This window comes from Phaeovulum sp. (assembly GCF_030684035.1).
In the GTDB taxonomy this organism is placed as follows: Bacteria; Pseudomonadota; Alphaproteobacteria; order Rhodobacterales; family Rhodobacteraceae; genus UBA6213.
Genome location: NZ_JAUXPI010000003.1, coordinates 1 through 15940, shown reverse-complemented (window position 1 = coordinate 15940; position 15940 = coordinate 1). Strand labels below are relative to the sequence as shown.

The 15940-nt window shown below is 67.0% G+C and carries 12 protein-coding genes; 7 read left to right on the top strand and 5 right to left on the bottom strand.

What is annotated here, in order from left to right; translation table 11 throughout:
- Positions 1 to 156: 156 nt before the first annotated feature.
- Positions 157 to 2337, top strand: a complete 2181-nt coding sequence (gene selD / locus Q8J98_RS00930) for a selenide, water dikinase SelD (protein WP_305292657.1) — start codon at positions 157 to 159, stop codon at positions 2335 to 2337.
- A gap of 55 nt (positions 2338 to 2392) precedes the next feature.
- On the opposite strand, the gene mnmH is transcribed toward selD, so the two are convergent.
- Together mnmH and Q8J98_RS00920 are read right to left on the bottom strand one after the other, a co-directional pair.
- Entirely contained in the window at positions 2393 to 3484 is a 1092-nt protein-coding gene (gene mnmH, locus Q8J98_RS00925; RefSeq protein WP_305292655.1) for a tRNA 2-selenouridine(34) synthase MnmH, read from the bottom strand.
- A 99-nt stretch (positions 3485 to 3583) separates the two neighbouring features.
- Positions 3584 to 4030, bottom strand: a complete 447-nt coding sequence (locus Q8J98_RS00920; protein ID WP_305292653.1) for a hypothetical protein — start codon at positions 4028 to 4030, stop codon at positions 3584 to 3586.
- A gap of 149 nt (positions 4031 to 4179) precedes the next feature.
- Between Q8J98_RS00920 and topA the strand changes: the two genes are divergently transcribed.
- Positions 4180 to 6858, top strand: coding sequence for a type I DNA topoisomerase (gene topA, locus Q8J98_RS00915; protein WP_305292651.1), 2679 nt, complete (start codon positions 4180 to 4182; stop codon positions 6856 to 6858).
- A gap of 1 nt (position 6859) precedes the next feature.
- Here the strand turns inward: topA and Q8J98_RS00910 are convergent, their stop codons facing one another.
- Entirely contained in the window at positions 6860 to 8707 is a 1848-nt protein-coding gene (locus Q8J98_RS00910; RefSeq protein WP_305292649.1) for a phosphatidylserine/phosphatidylglycerophosphate/cardiolipin synthase family protein, read from the bottom strand.
- 151 nt (positions 8708 to 8858) lie between these two features.
- Between Q8J98_RS00910 and Q8J98_RS00905 the strand changes: the two genes are divergently transcribed.
- From Q8J98_RS00905 to Q8J98_RS00885, 5 genes are all read left to right on the top strand, one after another.
- Positions 8859 to 9554 (top strand): CoA transferase subunit A, encoded by a 696-nt coding sequence (locus Q8J98_RS00905; RefSeq protein ID WP_305292647.1) that lies wholly within the window; start codon positions 8859 to 8861, stop codon positions 9552 to 9554.
- Position 9555: 1 nt separating this feature from the next.
- Positions 9556 to 10185, top strand: coding sequence for a 3-oxoacid CoA-transferase subunit B (locus tag Q8J98_RS00900; RefSeq protein WP_305183564.1), 630 nt, complete (start codon positions 9556 to 9558; stop codon positions 10183 to 10185).
- Positions 10186 to 10313: 128 nt separating this feature from the next.
- Positions 10314 to 11300, top strand: coding sequence for a lysylphosphatidylglycerol synthase transmembrane domain-containing protein (locus Q8J98_RS00895; RefSeq protein ID WP_305292645.1), 987 nt, complete (start codon positions 10314 to 10316; stop codon positions 11298 to 11300).
- On the top strand, positions 11297 to 12595 hold the full coding sequence (locus Q8J98_RS00890; protein WP_305292643.1) for an FAD-binding oxidoreductase: 1299 nt from the start codon (positions 11297 to 11299) through the stop codon (positions 12593 to 12595). Before Q8J98_RS00895 ends, Q8J98_RS00890 begins: the two co-directional genes overlap by 4 nt.
- Positions 12592 to 13332, top strand: a complete 741-nt coding sequence (locus Q8J98_RS00885; protein WP_370868039.1) for an SDR family NAD(P)-dependent oxidoreductase — start codon at positions 12592 to 12594, stop codon at positions 13330 to 13332. The genes Q8J98_RS00890 and Q8J98_RS00885 overlap by 4 nt, the downstream gene beginning before the upstream one ends.
- A gap of 3 nt (positions 13333 to 13335) precedes the next feature.
- Here the strand turns inward: Q8J98_RS00885 and Q8J98_RS00880 are convergent, their stop codons facing one another.
- Positions 13336 to 14778: a UbiA family prenyltransferase gene (locus tag Q8J98_RS00880; protein ID WP_305292641.1), complete on the bottom strand. Its 1443-nt coding sequence runs from the start codon at positions 14776 to 14778 to the stop codon at positions 13336 to 13338.
- Positions 14779 to 14781: 3 nt separating this feature from the next.
- A complete protein-coding gene (locus Q8J98_RS00875) occupies positions 14782 to 15603 on the bottom strand; it encodes a lytic transglycosylase domain-containing protein (protein WP_305292639.1) in 822 nt (273 codons plus the stop codon).
- Positions 15604 to 15940: the final 337 nt, after the last annotated feature.

Sequence of the window (15940 nt, the reverse complement as noted above, 5' to 3'; positions counted from 1 at the left end):
TCTCTTGATATGTCAAACCGTAGAAACGCGAATACCCGCATATTTTCGCGTCACCCTTGGCGCGCCCGGGCAGATGCGGTTGCATCGGCCGCCGCCATCGCTAGCATCCACCCTGCCGTGCCGCCAAGGCCCGACAAGCCGCACCCCGGAGCCCCAATGCAAAATCCGCCGCTCCCGCTCACCCGCGACCTCGTGCTGATCGGCGGTGGCCATGCCCATGCCCTGGTGCTGCGGATGTGGGGCATGAAGCCGCTGCCCGGAGTGCGGCTGACGCTGATCTCGCCAAGCGCCACCGCCACCTATTCCGGCATGCTGCCGGGACATGTTGCGGGGGTCTACCCGCGCGGCGCGCTGGCGCTTGATCTGGTAAAGCTCGCCCGCCACGCCGGGGCCCGGCTGATCATTGGCCGCGTCAGCGGCATCGACCGCAGCTTGCAGCAGATAGAGGTCGAGGGGCGCGGCCGGGTTGCCTATGACCTTGCCTCAATCGACATCGGCATTTCGGCCGAAATGCCCGCGCTGCCGGGGTTCGCCAGCCACGCGGTGCCGGTCAAGCCGCTCGACGCATTTGCCGACCGCTGGCAGGCCTACGCGGAAAGCGTAGCAGCGGGCCAAGCGCTCGGCAGGGTCGTGGTGATCGGCGGCGGCGTGGCGGGCGTGGAACTCGCGCTCGCGGCGCATGAACGGCTGGGGCCGAAGGCCGAGGTGACGGTGATCGAGGCGGGCACGCCGCTGCGCGCGCTCGGGCGCGGGGCACGAAAGCGGCTTTGTGCGCGGCTGGCACAGCCGGGAATGCGGCTGATCCTGGGCGCGCCGGTGGTCCGGGTTGCGGCCCATGCGGTGCATCTTGCCGATGATCGCGTGATCGAGGCCGAATTCATCCTCGGCAGCGCCGCCACCCGCCCGCAGGGCTGGCTCGCGGAAACCGGCCTCGCGCTCAGCGCGGGCTTTGTTGAAGTTGGCCCGACGCTGCAATCGCGCACCGATCCGCTGATCTTCGCGGCGGGCGACATCGCGCATATGGACTTTGCGCCGCGCCCCAAGGCCGGGGTCTATGCGGTGCGTCAGGCGCCAGTGTTGTTTCACAACCTGCAGGCGGTGCTTGGCGGCGGGCAGATGCGCGCCTATGCGCCGCAACGCGATTACCTCAAGCTCATCTTCGCTGGTGGCGGCACTGCAGTGGCCGACAAATGGCACCTGCCGCTGCATGGCCGCTGGCTCTGGCGCTGGAAAAACCGGATCGACACCGCCTTCATGGCCAAGGTGCACGATCTGCCCCGCATGGCACCGCCGCCGCTGCCTGCACGGCTGGCACATGGCGTGCGCGAGGCGCTGGCGGGTGGCAAGCCGCTTTGCGGTGGCTGCGGCGGCAAGATGGCGCATGCGCCGCTCGCTGCGGCGCTTGCCAACCTGCCCGCGCCGGGCAGGGCAGATGTGGCGGCGGGCGCCGGTGACGATGCAGCGGTGCTGCGCGCCGGCGAGGAGTATCAGGTCATTACCACCGACCATATGCGCGCCTTCACGCCCGATCCCTGGCTTGCGGCCCGCATTGCTGCGGTGCACGCGCTGGGCGATGTCTGGGCAATGGGGGCGGCACCGCAGGCGATGCTGGCGCAGGTCACGCTGCCGCCGATGTCGGAAACGCTGCAGGCGCGCAGCCTTACCGAGGTTCTGGCCGCCGCCGCCGCTGTCTGCGCCGAGGCAGGTGCCGATCTGGTCGGTGGCCATACGGCAAGCGGGGCCGAACTGACACTCGGCTTCACCGCCACCGGCCTTTGCGCGGGCGCGCCGATCAGGCTTGCCGGGGCGCAGCCGGGTGATGCGCTGATTCTGACCAAACCGATCGGCACCGGCGTGGTGCTTGCCGCCGAGATGATCGGCGCGGCACCGGGGCAAGCGGTGGCGGCGGCGCTTGCCAGCATGTGCCGCGCGCAGGCGGCAGAGGCGGCCCTGCTGGCCACCGTGGCGCGGGCAATGACCGATGTCACCGGCTTTGGCCTTGCCGGGCACCTGCTGGCACTGCTCGATGCCTCGGGGCTGGCGGCGCGGGTTGATCTCGCCTCGGTGCCGCTTCTGCCGGGCGCGCTGGCGCTGGCCGAGGCGGGGCACGCCTCCTCACTCTTGCCCGCCAATCTGGCGGCGCTGGCGGGGCGGATGACCGCGCCGCCGGGTGCCCGCACCGACCTTTTGGCCGACCCGCAGACCGCGGGCGGCCTGATCGCGGCGGTGCCCGCGGAACTCGCCGAACAAACCTTGCTGAAGCTGCGCGCCTGCGGGGCCGGGGCGGCGATCATCGGCAGCCTGGGCGAAGGGCCGCCGCATCTGACCGTGACCTGACCGCGCTGGGGCCTGTCTGGCGACAAAACCGGAGTCCACTTTTGTCGGACAGGCTTTAGAAGCCCGCCGCTGCCATCACCTGCCGTGCAATGCCCGGCAGGTCTTCGGGGTAAAGCCGCGCCACCGGCAGCTCGACCTCGCCCGCCACCGCATGCCTGATCCGCTGGCGGCCGTAGCGGGGGTCGTAGTGTTCGTGCATCAGCGCCCTGGCCAGCGCCGCATGCGCGCCCGCCTCGGCCAGCGCCAGCCAGTCGGCGATTGTTTCGGCGGGGTGCAGGCGGCGCATCTGGTTGATGGTGGCGGCAAGCCGCCCGGGTTCCGCCGCTGCCTCGGCATAGGCCCGCGCCAGATATTCGGCGCGTGCTTCCAGCGGTACCGCCAACCGCACCCGCGGTGCCGCGCACATCGCCGCCCAAAGCTTGCGCGGCACGATCAGATCTCCCACGCGCGAGCTTTCGGCCTCGACCAGCACCGGGCGCGCCGGGTCGAGCCGCGCCAGAACCCGCGCCAGCCGCCCCTCGAAGGCCTTCTGGCTCGGCTGTCCGCCCGGCATCGCGCCGAACAGCGATCCGCGATGGTTGGCCAGCCCCTCAAGGTCGATCACCTGCCCGCCCGCCGCCGCAACCGCCGCCAGCACCTCGGTCTTGGCGCTGCCGGTATTGCCGTCAAGAACCACCACCGGCGGGCGCAGCGGGGTTTCCTGCACCTCGGCCACCACCAGCCGCCGCCAGCTCTTGTAGCCCCCCGCCAGCAGCGTGACGCGCCAGCCCACCTGCGCCAGGATCGAGGCGAAAGAGCCAGAGCGCTGGCCGCCCCGCCAGCAATAGACCATCGGCCGCCAGCCACCGCTCAACCCCGAAAGCGCCGATTCCAGATGCGCCGCAGCGTTGCGCGCGACCAGCGCCGCGCCGATCTTGCGCGCGTCGAAGGCCGAAACCTGCTTGTAGATGGTGCCGACCCGGGCGCGTTCCTCGTTGCTCAGCACCGGCAGGTTGATCGCCCCCGGCACATGGTCCTCGGCAAATTCGGCCGGGCTGCGCACGTCGATGATCGCGTCAAAATCGAGCGCATCGAGCGCCGCAATGGTGCCAAGCAGCAAGGTGGCAGGCTCGCGGCCCGCCGAGGGCGACGCATCATTGCGGTTCATGGCCAGGCTCCGAAAGGGCGCGGGCAAGCTAAGGCGCGGCGGCGGGCGGCGCAAGGGCCGCGCTGCTGCATCGGGCACCCGGCGCGCTGGCCCCGCACTTCAGCCGAAGGGGCAAGCCTCGGGGATCAGGGCGCGGAACGGCGCGCAGATCGGCTCCCAGGAATACCACACGTCGGTGGCTCCGATCGCCCAGTGCAGCGCCACCCAGGTCTGGCCGGATTTCACATAGAGCACCTCGATATGCGCGGTATCAGCGATATAGGGGTCGAACTCGCCGCGCTCCACCATCGGCGTGTTCAGCACATCGATGGGGCCGCCACCGGGGCGCTGCGCCTCGAGCATGGCAAAGGCGCGGTCGCCCAGCAGCCGCAATTCGTTGACGCGGAATTCAACCGGCGCGCCCAGCATCCATTCCGCATGCGGGCGGATCGCATCCATCAGCGCCGCGCGGGTGGCGCTGCCGCGCTCGGGTGTTACCCAGGCCTGCGCGCCGGCACTGCCCGCCAGCGCCATTGCCAGAACCGCCGCCACCATGACCGCACGCATCGACACCCTCCCCGTTTTGATGCCGGCATTGGGCCACCGCCGCCCGCCCGCGTCAACAGCCACAATGGCGAAGGCGCATTGACATTGCCCCTCTGCGCCCCCCATGTTCCGCCCCCAAAGCGCTTTTATTGACCGAGCTCGAGGTAGTCATGGCCGTTGTCGTCGTCGAATCCCCTGCCAAGGCCAAGACGATCAACAAATATCTCGGCTCCGATTATACCGTGCTCGCCTCCTACGGCCATGTCCGCGACCTGCCCGCCAAAGATGGCTCGGTCGATACCGAAGCCGGTTTCGCGATGCAGTGGGAGGTGGCTCCGGAAAGCCGCAAACACATCCGCGCCATCACCGAGGCGCTGAAGACCGATGACACGCTGATCCTCGCCACCGACCCCGACCGCGAGGGCGAGGCGATTTCGTGGCACCTGCAGGAGGTGCTGCGCAGCGCGCTGAAAAAGGGCAAGACGGTCAGCCGCGTCACCTTCAACGCGATCACCAGAACCGCCGTCAGCGAGGCGATGAAACACCCGCGCGAGGTCGATACCGCCCTGGTCGAAGCCTATCTTGCGCGCCGCGCGCTGGATTATCTGGTGGGCTTCAATCTCAGCCCGGTGCTCTGGCGCAAACTGCCGGGGGCGAAATCGGCGGGCCGCGTGCAATCGGTCTGCCTGCGCCTGATCGTCGAGCGCGAGATGGAAATCGAGGCGTTCCGGGCGCGCGAATACTGGAGCGTCGGGGCAGTGTTCGCCACCCCCGCCGGCAAGGAATACGAGACCCGGCTGAGCGTGCTTGGCGCGCGCAAGCTGGACAAATTCGATATTGCAAGCGCCGCCGAGGCCGAATTGGCGGTGCAGGCCGTCACTTCCCGCACATTCGCGGTGAAATCGGTCGAGGCCAAGCCCGCTGCGCGCAACCCCTGGGCACCGTTCATGACCTCGACCCTGCAACAGGAGGCGAGCCGCAAGATGGGCATGGGGGCAAAGGCCTGCATGAACGCGGCACAGCGGCTTTATGAGGCCGGGCACATCACCTACATGCGCACCGACGGCATCGACATGGCCCCCGAAGCGGTGATGGCGGCGCGCGACGAGATCAAGCGGCGGTTCGGTGCAGACTATGTGCCCGCCAGTCCGCGGATGTACAAGAACAAGGCCAAGAATGCGCAGGAAGCGCATGAATGCATCCGCCCGACAGACATGGGTGCCTCGCCCGAAAAGCTGCATCTGGAGGCCGACCAGCGCCGCCTTTATGACCTGATCTGGAAGCGCACGATCGCCAGCCAGATGGCCGCGGCGCGGCTGGAGCGCACCACGGTCGATATCGCCAGCCCCGATGGCGAGGTCGAGCTGCGCGCCACCGGCCAGGTGGTGCTGTTTGACGGGTTCCTGAAAATCTACGATCAGGGCCACGACGACGACGAAGGCGAAGACGGCACCCGCCTGCCCCAGATCACCGCCGGGGAACCGGCGGCGAAACGCTCGGTGACGCCGGAGCAGCATTTCACCCAGGCCCCGCCGCGCTACACCGAGGCAACGCTGGTGAAGCGGATGGAAGAGCTTGGCATCGGGCGGCCCTCGACCTACGCCAGCATCGTCACCACGATTCAGGATCGCGGCTATGTCACCAAGGACAAGAACCGCCTGATCGCCGCCGATACCGGGCGGCTGGTGACGGCGTTCCTGACCAATTACTTTGGCAAATACGTCGAATACGATTTCACCGCCGATCTCGAAGACCAGCTTGATGACATCTCGGCAGGCGCGCGCGATTACAAGGAGGTGCTCGCCGCCTTCTGGCGCGATTTCGCGGCAGCTTTGGCGCAAACCGCGGAACTGCGAATGAGCGAGGTTCTGGAAAAGATCGACGAGGTTCTGGCGCCGCATCTTTACCCGCTGCGCGAAGATGGCGGCGACCCACGGCTTTGCCCGTCGTGCAACAAGGGGAGGCTCAGCCTTCGCACGGCGCGTTCCGGCGGCGCTTTCATCGGCTGTTCAAGCTACCCCGAATGCCGCTACACCCGCCCGCTCTCGGCCCCGAATGGCGACGAGGCGGCGCTCGATGGCAAGGTGCTGGGCGAAGATGCGGGCGAAATGGTCACGCTGCGCGCCGGGCGTTTTGGCCCCTATGTGCAGCGCGGCGAGGCGAGCGAAGCAAACCCCAAGCCACCGCGCGCCAGCCTGCCCAAGGGCTGGGCACCCGAAGCCATGGATCTCGACCGCGCACTGGCACTGCTGGCGCTGCCGCGCCCGGTCGGGCAGCACCCCGAGGATGGCACCTTGATCGAGGCCGGGATCGGGCGTTACGGCCCCTACATCAAGCACGGCGCGACCTACGCCAACCTGAAGGATGCCGACGAGGTTTTCACCATCGGCATGAACCGCGCGCTTGAGGTGCTGGCACAAAAGGCGGCGCGCGGGCCGGGGCGCGGTGCCGCGACCGCCGCGCTGGCGAGCCTGGGAGAGCACCCCGAAGGCGGCGAGGTGGTGGTAATGCCGGGCCGCTACGGGCCATATGTGAAATGGGGCAAGGTCAATGCCACGGTGCCCAAGGGCGTCGTGCCCGAGGCGTTGACGCTGGCCGAGGCGCTGCCGCTTTTGGCCGAGCGCGCCGCCAAGGGCGGCAAGGGCAAGACCGCAAAGCCCAAATCCGCCGCCAAGCCCAAGGCCGCAAGCAAGCCCAAATCCGCCGCCCAGCCCAAGGCGGCGGCCAAGCCCAACTCGGCTGCCAAGCCCAAGGCGGCGGCCAAGCCCAAGGCGGCGGCCAAGCCCAAGGCGGGGGCGAAAACCAGCCGCGCCGCAGCCGCGCCGGGCACCGGCCTGATCGAAGGCTGATCTAGAACAGCCGCCGCACCCCGGCGATGCCCAACAAGGCGCGCATCGCGAAGGGAATGTCGATTTCCGTTCCCATCGGAATGCCTCGAGCGGCATAGGCCTCGATCACGCTTTCAAGCCGCGCCACGGTCGCGGGGTCGATGATCATCACGCCATTCTCGGTATCGTGCAGAAAGCTTCGCTGATTGAGGTTGGTCGAGGTGACCACCGCCAACTGCCGGTCGAACACATAGATCTTGGTGTGCAGCGTGCGCGGGTGCGGATCATAACCGATGATGGTGAAGAGATCGGCATAATCTTCGAAGAAAAGCTTGTTGAGCGCCGCCGAAAAAGCGCCCGCAGGCTCATCAATATCCACCCGCGCGATGATTCGAACCTCGACCCCCCGCGCCGCCGCCCGGCGCAACGCGGCATCGAGCGAGGTCGGCAGGTTGAGGAAGGGCGCGGTGAAAACGATGCTGCTCCGCGCCGCGTCGATCAACTCGACAAACAGCGCCTCCTGCGCGCGACCATCGGCATAGGGCACCGAAATGAAATGCCGCATGCCGCCCTGTGCCACCCCGCCGGGGGCGTTGATCGAGAATGTGCGCGGGCGCTGGCTCGCGTGGTCGCGGTTCCAGTAGCTGGCCAGATGCGCCACCACGCTGCGCACTGTCGCCCCGCCGCGCAACTCGATCTCGAAATCTTCGTAGGCAAGGAAAAAGCTCAGCGTCAGTTGCTGGTCAACCTTGTAGCTGCGCAGGAACGGGAAGGCCGAAAGGTCACGCGGCGCATCGAACACGAAGGGATCATGCAGATTGCGCCCGCCCATGATCACGCGGGATCGCGCGGGGTCGCGCGCCAAAGTGGCAAAGACCTTGATATGCTGGTCGCGGTGGATCGTGTGCAGCGGATTCTCGCGCTCGGCCGCGCTCTCGCCCTCCCAGCGGAACAGCTGCAACTGCACATTGGGGTAACGCGCTGCAAGCTCCTCGTAAATCGCGCGGTCGAACGGCAGCATCAGCACATCGGTCACCGCAATACGCACCACGGCACCGCGCGCCGCATGGTAGGCAAGCATCCGCGAGATCATGTAACCCGAATAGTCGGCGCGCAGGTTGAGGTAGGAAAGCCAGATGTAGTCAAGCTGCGGCGCGCGCGAAAAATCTATCGGCGCGGTCGGGTTGCCCGCATCAAGCGCCGATTGCGAAAGCCGCGCCCCGGTCAGCGCCTCGACCTTGGCATTGAAAGCCTCGAGCGCATTTCCCAGAAATCGCGGGGTGCCCGCCGGCATCACGCAGCTTTGCGACAGATCGCGCGGCGCATAAAATACCCTTTCCAGGGGCGAAAGCCGCGCGGTGTCGGGCAGCAGGCAGGTGTCACGCCGCGCATCAAGGGCCGCCAGCGCCGGGTCTGCCGTCTCTTCGCGCTCAAGCACGATGTCATAGCCTGCGCCGCGCTGCGGATTTACTCGCAGCGTGCAGCGGCTGGTTTCGGCAGCCGGTTCAAGCCAGACATCTCCGCGCGAACGGTGACCAAGCGTGGCCGCGAAACTCTTGCCCAAGGCCACGCGCTGCGCCGTGATTTCGTTCGATGTCTCTTGGCGCAGCAACAGCGCGCCGTCGCAACGCCCCTCAATCGCAAGCTCGCCATCGGCAATAGAATAAAGCGCGATCGAGCTGCGCGCGGCATCAAGCCCCGAGAACAGGAAAGACCGGGCACCGGCTTCCGGCCCGGTCGCGGAAAGGTAAAGCTGCGCATGGGCATGGCGCGCGCCGGTGCCGCTTTGGGTTGCCATGTCTTGACGTGCCGCATCGCGCGCGCATCCCGCCAGACCGACCGCCAGGACAAGTGCCAGAAAAATCCGCATCAAACATTCCCATCCAGCGCCCCAGTTTCGCGCAGCCCATTGCCAAGCGCAAGGCCGTGGCGCGCTTCCGGCCCTTGCCGCGCTGCGGCAATTGACTTGGCGCTTGGCAGGCGTCACAACTTCGCCGACCGGTTCTTGGGGGGAGTTTTCGATGAAAAAGGTCTATGCCAGCGCCAGCGCCGCGCTCGACGGTCTTTTGCATGACGGCATGTCGATTGCCGCCGGGGGCTTCGGTCTTTGCGGCATTCCGGAATTGCTGATTGCCGCCATCAAGGACGCGAGCACGAAAGACATCACCATTGCCTCGAACAACTGCGGGGTCGATGATTTCGGCCTTGGTGTGTTGCTGGCAACGCGGCAGATCAAGAAGATGCAATCGTCCTATGTCGGCGAAAACGCCGAATTCATGCGCCAGTTTCTTTCGGGCGAGCTCGAGCTGGAATTCAACCCGCAAGGCACCCTGGCCGAGCGGATGCGGGCGGGCGGCGCGGGCATTCCCGGCTTTTACACCAAGACCGGGGTCGGCACGGTGATTGCCGAGGGCAAGGAACACAAGGATTTCAACGGCGAGACCTATATTCTGGAAACCGGGATCGTCACCGATCTTGCCATCGTCAAGGCCTGGAAGGCCGACACCAGCGGCAACCTCGTCTTCCGCAAGACCGCGCGCAACTTCAACGTGCCCGCCGCCACCTGTGGCCGGGTCTGCGTGGCCGAGGTGGAAGAGATCGTGCCGGTCGGCACCTTTGACCCCGACTGCATCCACCTGCCCGGCATCTATGTGCACCGGATCATTCAGGGGCATCACGAGAAACGCATCGAACAACGCACAGTGAGGAGCGCCTGACATGCCCTGGGATCGCAACCAACTGGCCGCGCGGGCGGCAAAGGAACTGCAAGACGGCATGTATGTGAACCTCGGCATCGGCATTCCGACGCTGGTGGCGAACTACATTCCCGAAGGCATGACCGTGACCCTGCAATCGGAAAACGGCATGCTCGGGATTGGCCCGTTTCCGCTGGCGGGCGAGGAAGACGCCGACCTGATCAACGCCGGCAAGCAGACGATCAGCGAATTGCCGCATTCCGCCTATTTCGATAGCGCGCAAAGTTTCGCGATGATCCGCGGCGGCAAGATCGCCATGGCGATTCTGGGTGCCATGGAGGTGAGCGAGAACGGCGATCTGGCCAACTGGATGATCCCCGGCAAACTGGTCAAGGGCATGGGCGGCGCGATGGATCTTGTGGCAGGGGTCAAGCGCGTGGTGGTGGTGATGGACCACGCCAACAAGCACGGCGAATCGAAGGTGCTGCACCAATGCACCCTGCCGCTTACCGGCAAGGCCTGCGTGCACCGGATCATCACCAACCTTGGCGTGCTCGACGTGGTGCCGGGGGGGCTGAAGATTGTCGAACTGGCCGATGGCGTGACCGAGGCGGAACTGCGCGCTGCGACCGAAGCGACGCTGGTCAACTGACCGGCTGAACTGCCGAAGCGGCGGCCCCGGCGGGCCGCCCTTTGCCATGGTGACGAATTCACTGTTATCAATTCGGAAACAACTCCATATTCCTGCCCCAATCCGTCGCTAATCGCGCGGTAATGAACATGCAAAGCGCGCCCCTCACGCCGCCAGCCGTGCCCAGCCGCCGCTGGCGCGACCGTGCGCTTCTGGCGGGGCTTCTGGCGTTGGTCGCCTTCGGCCTTATCGGCCTTGCCGCCGCTACCGGCTGGCGCGAGACTTGGGGCCAGATCGCCCGGCTGACGGCGCTGGAGGTCATCGCGCTATTGCTGCTTTCATCGGCCAACTACCTCTTGCGCGGGCTGCGCTGGCACATCTTCGCGCAGCGGCTAGGCCTGCCCACCGGCCTTGCCGCCAACCTGCGCCATTTCCTCGGCGGTTTTGCGATGAGCGTGACACCGGGCCGGGTGGGCGAGCTGGTGCGGATGCGCTGGATCCGGCGCGAAACCGGATGGGCGGTCGAACGCTCGGCCCCTTTGGTGCTGATGGACCGCGCCTATGACCTTTTGGCCATGGCGCTGCTGCTCGGCCTCGCGGTGTCGCTTGCGGCAGGGGGCATCGCCGGGGCGCTACCGGTCGTGGTGCTCGCCTTTGGCGCGGGGGTGGTGGTGACGCGGCCGCGCCTGCTCGCGGCGGCGCTGACACTGACCTACCGCGCCAGCGGGCGCTTTCGGCGCGGATTCGTCCGCGCCCGCGCCGCCGCGCGCAGCCTTGCCCGCTTCAGCCACCCGCCCACCATGGCCGCAGCACTTGCAGCGGGCCTCGTCGGCTGGGGTGCCGAGGGCTATGCCTTCCACCTGCTCCTGGGCTGGATGGGGGCCGATATCGGGCTCTGGAAGGCGCTGGCGATCTTTCTCTTTGCCTCGCTCGCCGGGGGCCTGACCGGCGCGCCGGGGGGCCTCGGCGGAGCAGAGGCGGCAATGGTGGCGCTCTTGGCGGCGGGCGGGGTGCCGATGGAGGTGGCGCTTGCCGCAACCGCCGTGATCCGGGTAACAACGCTGTGGTTCGCCATCGCCATCGGGCTTGCGGTGTTTCCGCTCGCCGAACGCATATCGCTGAGAGGCCGAAGATGATCTGGAAGACCGCTGAATACTCCGGCTGGGGCCGCGCCTTGAAGGTAACGGGCGAGATCGCGCGGCCTGAACGGCGCGCCGAGCTTTTGGCCCTGCCCGCCGCCCCCGCCTTCGGCCTGCGCCGCAGCTATGGCGATGCGGCGACCAACGGCGAAGGCCGCGCCATCGACATGACCCGGCTTGACCGGCTGCTGGCCTTCGACCCCGCCAGCGGCCTCTTGGAGGCCGAGGCGGGCGTGCGGATCGGCGATCTCGCCGCGCTTTTCGCACCAAAGGGCTGGCTGCCCGCCGTCATGCCCGGCACCGGCTTTGCCACCATCGGCGGCTGCATCGCGCAGGATGTGCACGGCAAGAACCACCACAACGCCGGCAGCTTTGCCCAGCACGTCACCCGTCTGACCCTGCTGCAACATGGTGAACTGGTCGAGGTCGCGGCGGGCACGCCGCTATTTCGCGCCACCGCAGGCGGGCTTGGCCAGACCGGGGTAATCGTTTCGGCCACCCTGCAAATGCGCCCCTGCAACGGTGCCGCGATGATGGTGACCGAGCGGCGGGCCGAGAACTGGGACGAGCATCTGGCCCTGCTTGACGCATCGACCGCCACCTATACCGTCGGCTGGATCGACGGCACCGCCAAGGGCGCGTCGCTTGGGCGCGGCATTGTCGAGGAGGCGGAATCGTCTGCGGGGCTGGTGAAAGACCATGTGCCAGCCGCCACCGTGCCGATGAACGCGCCGCATTTCGCGCTTTCCGCCCCGGTGGTGCGGGCCTTCAACGCGCTTTACTACCGCCGCGTTCCGGCACGCGGGCGCACCACGGTGAAAGCGGTCGGTGCCTTCTTCTTTCCGCTCGACAAGATCCTTGAATGGAACCGGCTTTACGGGCGGCGCGGCTTTCACCAGTTCCAATGCGTGGTGCCGCTGAGCTCGGCACCCGCCCTGCGCGCGATGCTGGCGGAGATCGCCGAATCCGGCCTCTGCTCGCCGCTGGCGGTGCTCAAACGCATGGGGCCGGGGCGCGCGGGCTATCTCAGCTTTCCGATGGAAGGCTACACCCTCGCCATCGATTTCCCAAACCGCGATGCGGCGCGCGCGCTGATCCGCAGGCTTGAAGGGCGCACCGTCGAGGCGGGCGGGCGACTTTACTTCGCCAAGGACAGCCTGGCCGAAGGCAGCCCGGTGCGCGCCATGTATCCCGAACTAGGCGAATGGCGCGAAGAGGTGCTTCGCGCCGACCCGAATGGCGATCTGATCACCGACCTCGTGCGCAGGCTCGGGCTGAGGAGTGCGGCATGATGGACAAGACCTGGATCATTCTTGGCGCCTCTTCCGCCATGGCCCGCGCCACCGCCCGCGCGCTCGCCGCAACCGGTGCGGGGCTGCTGCTGGCGGGCCGCGACGCGGCCGACCTTGCACTGATCGCCACCGATTGCCGGTTGCGCGGCGCGCGGCTGGCCGAGGCGATACCCTTCGATGCCCGCGATGCCGCATGCTTCGCGCCGCTCCTTGCGCGCGCCGCTGCCGAGGAGGGAGAGCTGAACGTGGCGGTTTTCACCGGCTCGATGCCGCCGCAGGCCGAGATTGACGGCAACCCCGGCCTGATCGGCGGCGTTCTGGCCGACAATTTCACCGGCCCCGCCGAGTTTCTGCACCTTCTCGCGCCCATGCTTGAGGCGCGCGGTGGCGGCTCTGTTGTCGGCATCGGCTCGGTGGCGGGCGACCGGGGGCGGCTTGGAAACTACGTTTACGGCGCGGCCAAGGCGGCGTTTCACACCTACCTGTCGGGCTTGCGCAACCGCCTTGGGCGGTCAGGGGTGCATGTGGTCACGGTAAAGCCCGGCTTTGTCGATACCGCCATGACCTGGGGCCTGCCCGGCATGTTCATTGTGGCTGCGCCCGAAGCGGTGGCACGCGCCATTCTCAGGGCGGCGCGCAAGCGGCGCAACGTGATCTATGCGCCCTTCTTCTGGCGCTGGATCATGCTGATCATCCGCATGGTGCCGGAGCCGATCTTCAAGAGGCTGAAGATCTGAACCTCAGAAGCCGAGACCGCCGAACCAGTCCGACCACATCCCCGCCGCCCAGAACATCAGGCTGAGCGTCAGCATCAGAATGCCGAGGCCAAGCTTGTCGCGCAGCGCGAACACGATCGGGTCATAGTCCTGCTTGCCGCGCCAGCCAAGCACCACCATGCGGATAAGCCACCAGCCCATCGGCAGCATCGCCAGCCACAAAAGCCAGGTGTCGGGGTAAAGCTCGCGCCCCTGTTCCGACAGCGAATAGCGAAAAAAGATCAGCAGCGCGCCAAATACCCCGAGCCCGGCAACATTCAGCAGATCGCCCCGGTCCGGGCGGCCATAACCGCGCCCCGGCAGCCGCTCGTCCGAAGTGGCAAGCGTGAGTTCGGTGAGCCGCTTGACACAGCCGAGCGTCACGAACACCGGGAAAATGAAGATCAGCATATAGACCGAGGTATCCACCTGCCCCGCCGCCGCCCCCGCCACCACGCGGAGCGTGTATAGCGCCGCAAGCGTGGCAATATCGACCCAGCGCATTCGCTTCAGGCGCAGCGAATAGGCAAGCGAGGTAAGCATGTAAAGCGCCACCACGCCCAGAAAGCTCGGGTTCAGCGCTGCCGCCACCCCCAGCGCCAGCGCCACCAGCGCGCCAGAGGCCGCCATTCCCACGCCAATCGGCACCGCGCCCGAGGCAAACGGGCGGTGGCACTTGGTCGGGTGCAGGCGGTCGGCCTCCAGATCCAGCAGGTCGTTGACGATATAGATCGCCGAGGCGGCGGCGGAAAACGCCAGAATGCCCCAGAGCACCTGCACCAGCGTGGCGCTGTCGAAATGATGCGAGGCGATCATCGGCAACAGCAGCAGCACGTTCTTCACCCACTGATGCGGGCGCAATGCCTTGGCCAGCGCCCGCCAGGACCAGCCGCCGGGCAGTTGCACCACGGTCTGGCCAGCGGCGGTCAAGGCCTCGGTGCCGCGCACCCGGCCCACCACCAGCGCATTCTCGGCGCGCTTCCAGACCGCAAGATCGGCGGTAGAATTGCCCGCATAGTCAAAGCCGCGCTCGCCCATGTCGCGCAGAAGTGCCTGCGCCTTGGCCTCGCCCTTCAGGTTCACCGCGCCATCCGAAGCATAGACCTGCGTGGAAAAGCCATAATCCGCCGCCAGGCGCGCCACCTGGGTGACGTCGGAGGCCGAGGCAAGCACCACCTCGCGCCCCTCGGCATGGCTGGCAAGCGCCAGCGCGGCAACCTCGGGGTTCAGCGGCAACAGATCGGTGCGCAGCGGTGCCACCCGCGCCAGTTCTGCCTTCAGCCGCGCCGGGTGCGCTAGGTGGCGCAGGCAGGCAAGCGTGGCAAAGGGCGCGCGGCCAAGCCCGCACCAGAACGCCTCCAGCAACATGTCGGTCTTGAGAAACGTCCCGTCGACATCTAGCACCAGCGGTTTTGCGGTCTCGGCCATGGCTCAGCCCCGCACCGCAAACACACAGCCATCCGACACCAGTTCCGGCTGCGTCAGGCACAGCCCGCGCGCCAGCGCCCAGGCGGCAAGCACCTTGGGCACATAGGCTCGGGTTTCGGGGTAGCCCGGCACGCCACCGGCACCCTTCACCGCGTTCTCGCCCGAATTGTAAGCGGCAAGCACCAGAACCGGGTCACCGCCGAACTCGCGCATCAGCCAATCAAGGTAGGCAACGCCGCCACGAATGTTCTGCGCAGCTTGGGTGCTGTCGGCCACCTTGAAGCGGTCGGCGGTGGCGGGAATGAGCTGCATCAGCCCGACCGCCCCCGAGCGCGAAACCGCATCGGCGCGACCACCGCTTTCGACGGCGATCACCGCCAGCACCAGCGCTGGCGAAACCCTGGTGCCCACGGTGGCCGTGAGTATCGCCTTGCCATGCACCGCCGCAATGTCCTGCAACTGCTGCAACCGCAGCCCCGACTGGTCCGCGCCCGGGGCCCGCCCGAGCACCACCATCGCCTGCTGAAACCGCCCCGCCCCGTCGCCAAGCGCTGGCGAAACTTCGGACCAGAACCAGCCGTAGGGGTCCGGCGTGGCCGCTGCTTCGGGACTGGCGGCAGCTGCCACGGGCGGCGGCATTACCGCCTGCAACAGCCGCGCCTGTTCCTTGGGGTCGATCTGAATCGTCAGCCGCCGCGTACCCGGCTCGGGCACCCCCACCCGTTTGAAGGTGAAATCGGGATAGGGCTGCGGGCCGTTTTCGGCCGCAGCCTGCACGCCGCCCAGCACCGCGCAGATCACCATCACGCCTGTCAGCCGCTGCATTGCCGCGGAAATCCTGCTTTGCCTCGTTCTCGTCTTTTCTTTCTTATCCCGGAAAATCAACGGCAAAGCCAGAAAAACCGGAAAAACCGCGCGGATTCGGGCAGGGTGTCGGCTCCCTCTGCTGCTGAAAAACCGCTGCCGATATCGTGAATTTGAAATTTAGCCTTTATATTTCATTTGGTTATGAGAATTAGCACAAAATCTTTCGTTTCCCCGAAAATGTACGATGCCCGCCAAGATCAGGCCACGATTGACCGCCAAAACAAACCCATACCGCGACGGACGAGGCCCAAAGCAGAGCAGGCCGATGACGACGGGACGCGGCGCAAACAGGACC

Coding starts and splice junctions, on each gene's coding strand:
- selD (WP_305292657.1), top strand. CDS start 157: ATGCAAAATCCGCCGCTCCCGCTCACCCGCGACCTCGTGCTGATCGGC.
- mnmH (WP_305292655.1), bottom strand. CDS start 3,484: ATGAACCGCAATGATGCGTCGCCCTCGGCGGGCCGCGAGCCTGCCACC.
- Q8J98_RS00920 (WP_305292653.1), bottom strand. CDS start 4,030: ATGCGTGCGGTCATGGTGGCGGCGGTTCTGGCAATGGCGCTGGCGGGC.
- topA (WP_305292651.1), top strand. CDS start 4,180: ATGGCCGTTGTCGTCGTCGAATCCCCTGCCAAGGCCAAGACGATCAAC.
- Q8J98_RS00910 (WP_305292649.1), bottom strand. CDS start 8,707: ATGCGGATTTTTCTGGCACTTGTCCTGGCGGTCGGTCTGGCGGGATGC.
- Q8J98_RS00905 (WP_305292647.1), top strand. CDS start 8,859: ATGAAAAAGGTCTATGCCAGCGCCAGCGCCGCGCTCGACGGTCTTTTG.
- Q8J98_RS00900 (WP_305183564.1), top strand. CDS start 9,556: ATGCCCTGGGATCGCAACCAACTGGCCGCGCGGGCGGCAAAGGAACTG.
- Q8J98_RS00895 (WP_305292645.1), top strand. CDS start 10,314: ATGCAAAGCGCGCCCCTCACGCCGCCAGCCGTGCCCAGCCGCCGCTGG.
- Q8J98_RS00890 (WP_305292643.1), top strand. CDS start 11,297: ATGATCTGGAAGACCGCTGAATACTCCGGCTGGGGCCGCGCCTTGAAG.
- Q8J98_RS00885 (WP_370868039.1), top strand. CDS start 12,592: ATGATGGACAAGACCTGGATCATTCTTGGCGCCTCTTCCGCCATGGCC.
- Q8J98_RS00880 (WP_305292641.1), bottom strand. CDS start 14,778: ATGGCCGAGACCGCAAAACCGCTGGTGCTAGATGTCGACGGGACGTTT.
- Q8J98_RS00875 (WP_305292639.1), bottom strand. CDS start 15,603: ATGCAGCGGCTGACAGGCGTGATGGTGATCTGCGCGGTGCTGGGCGGC.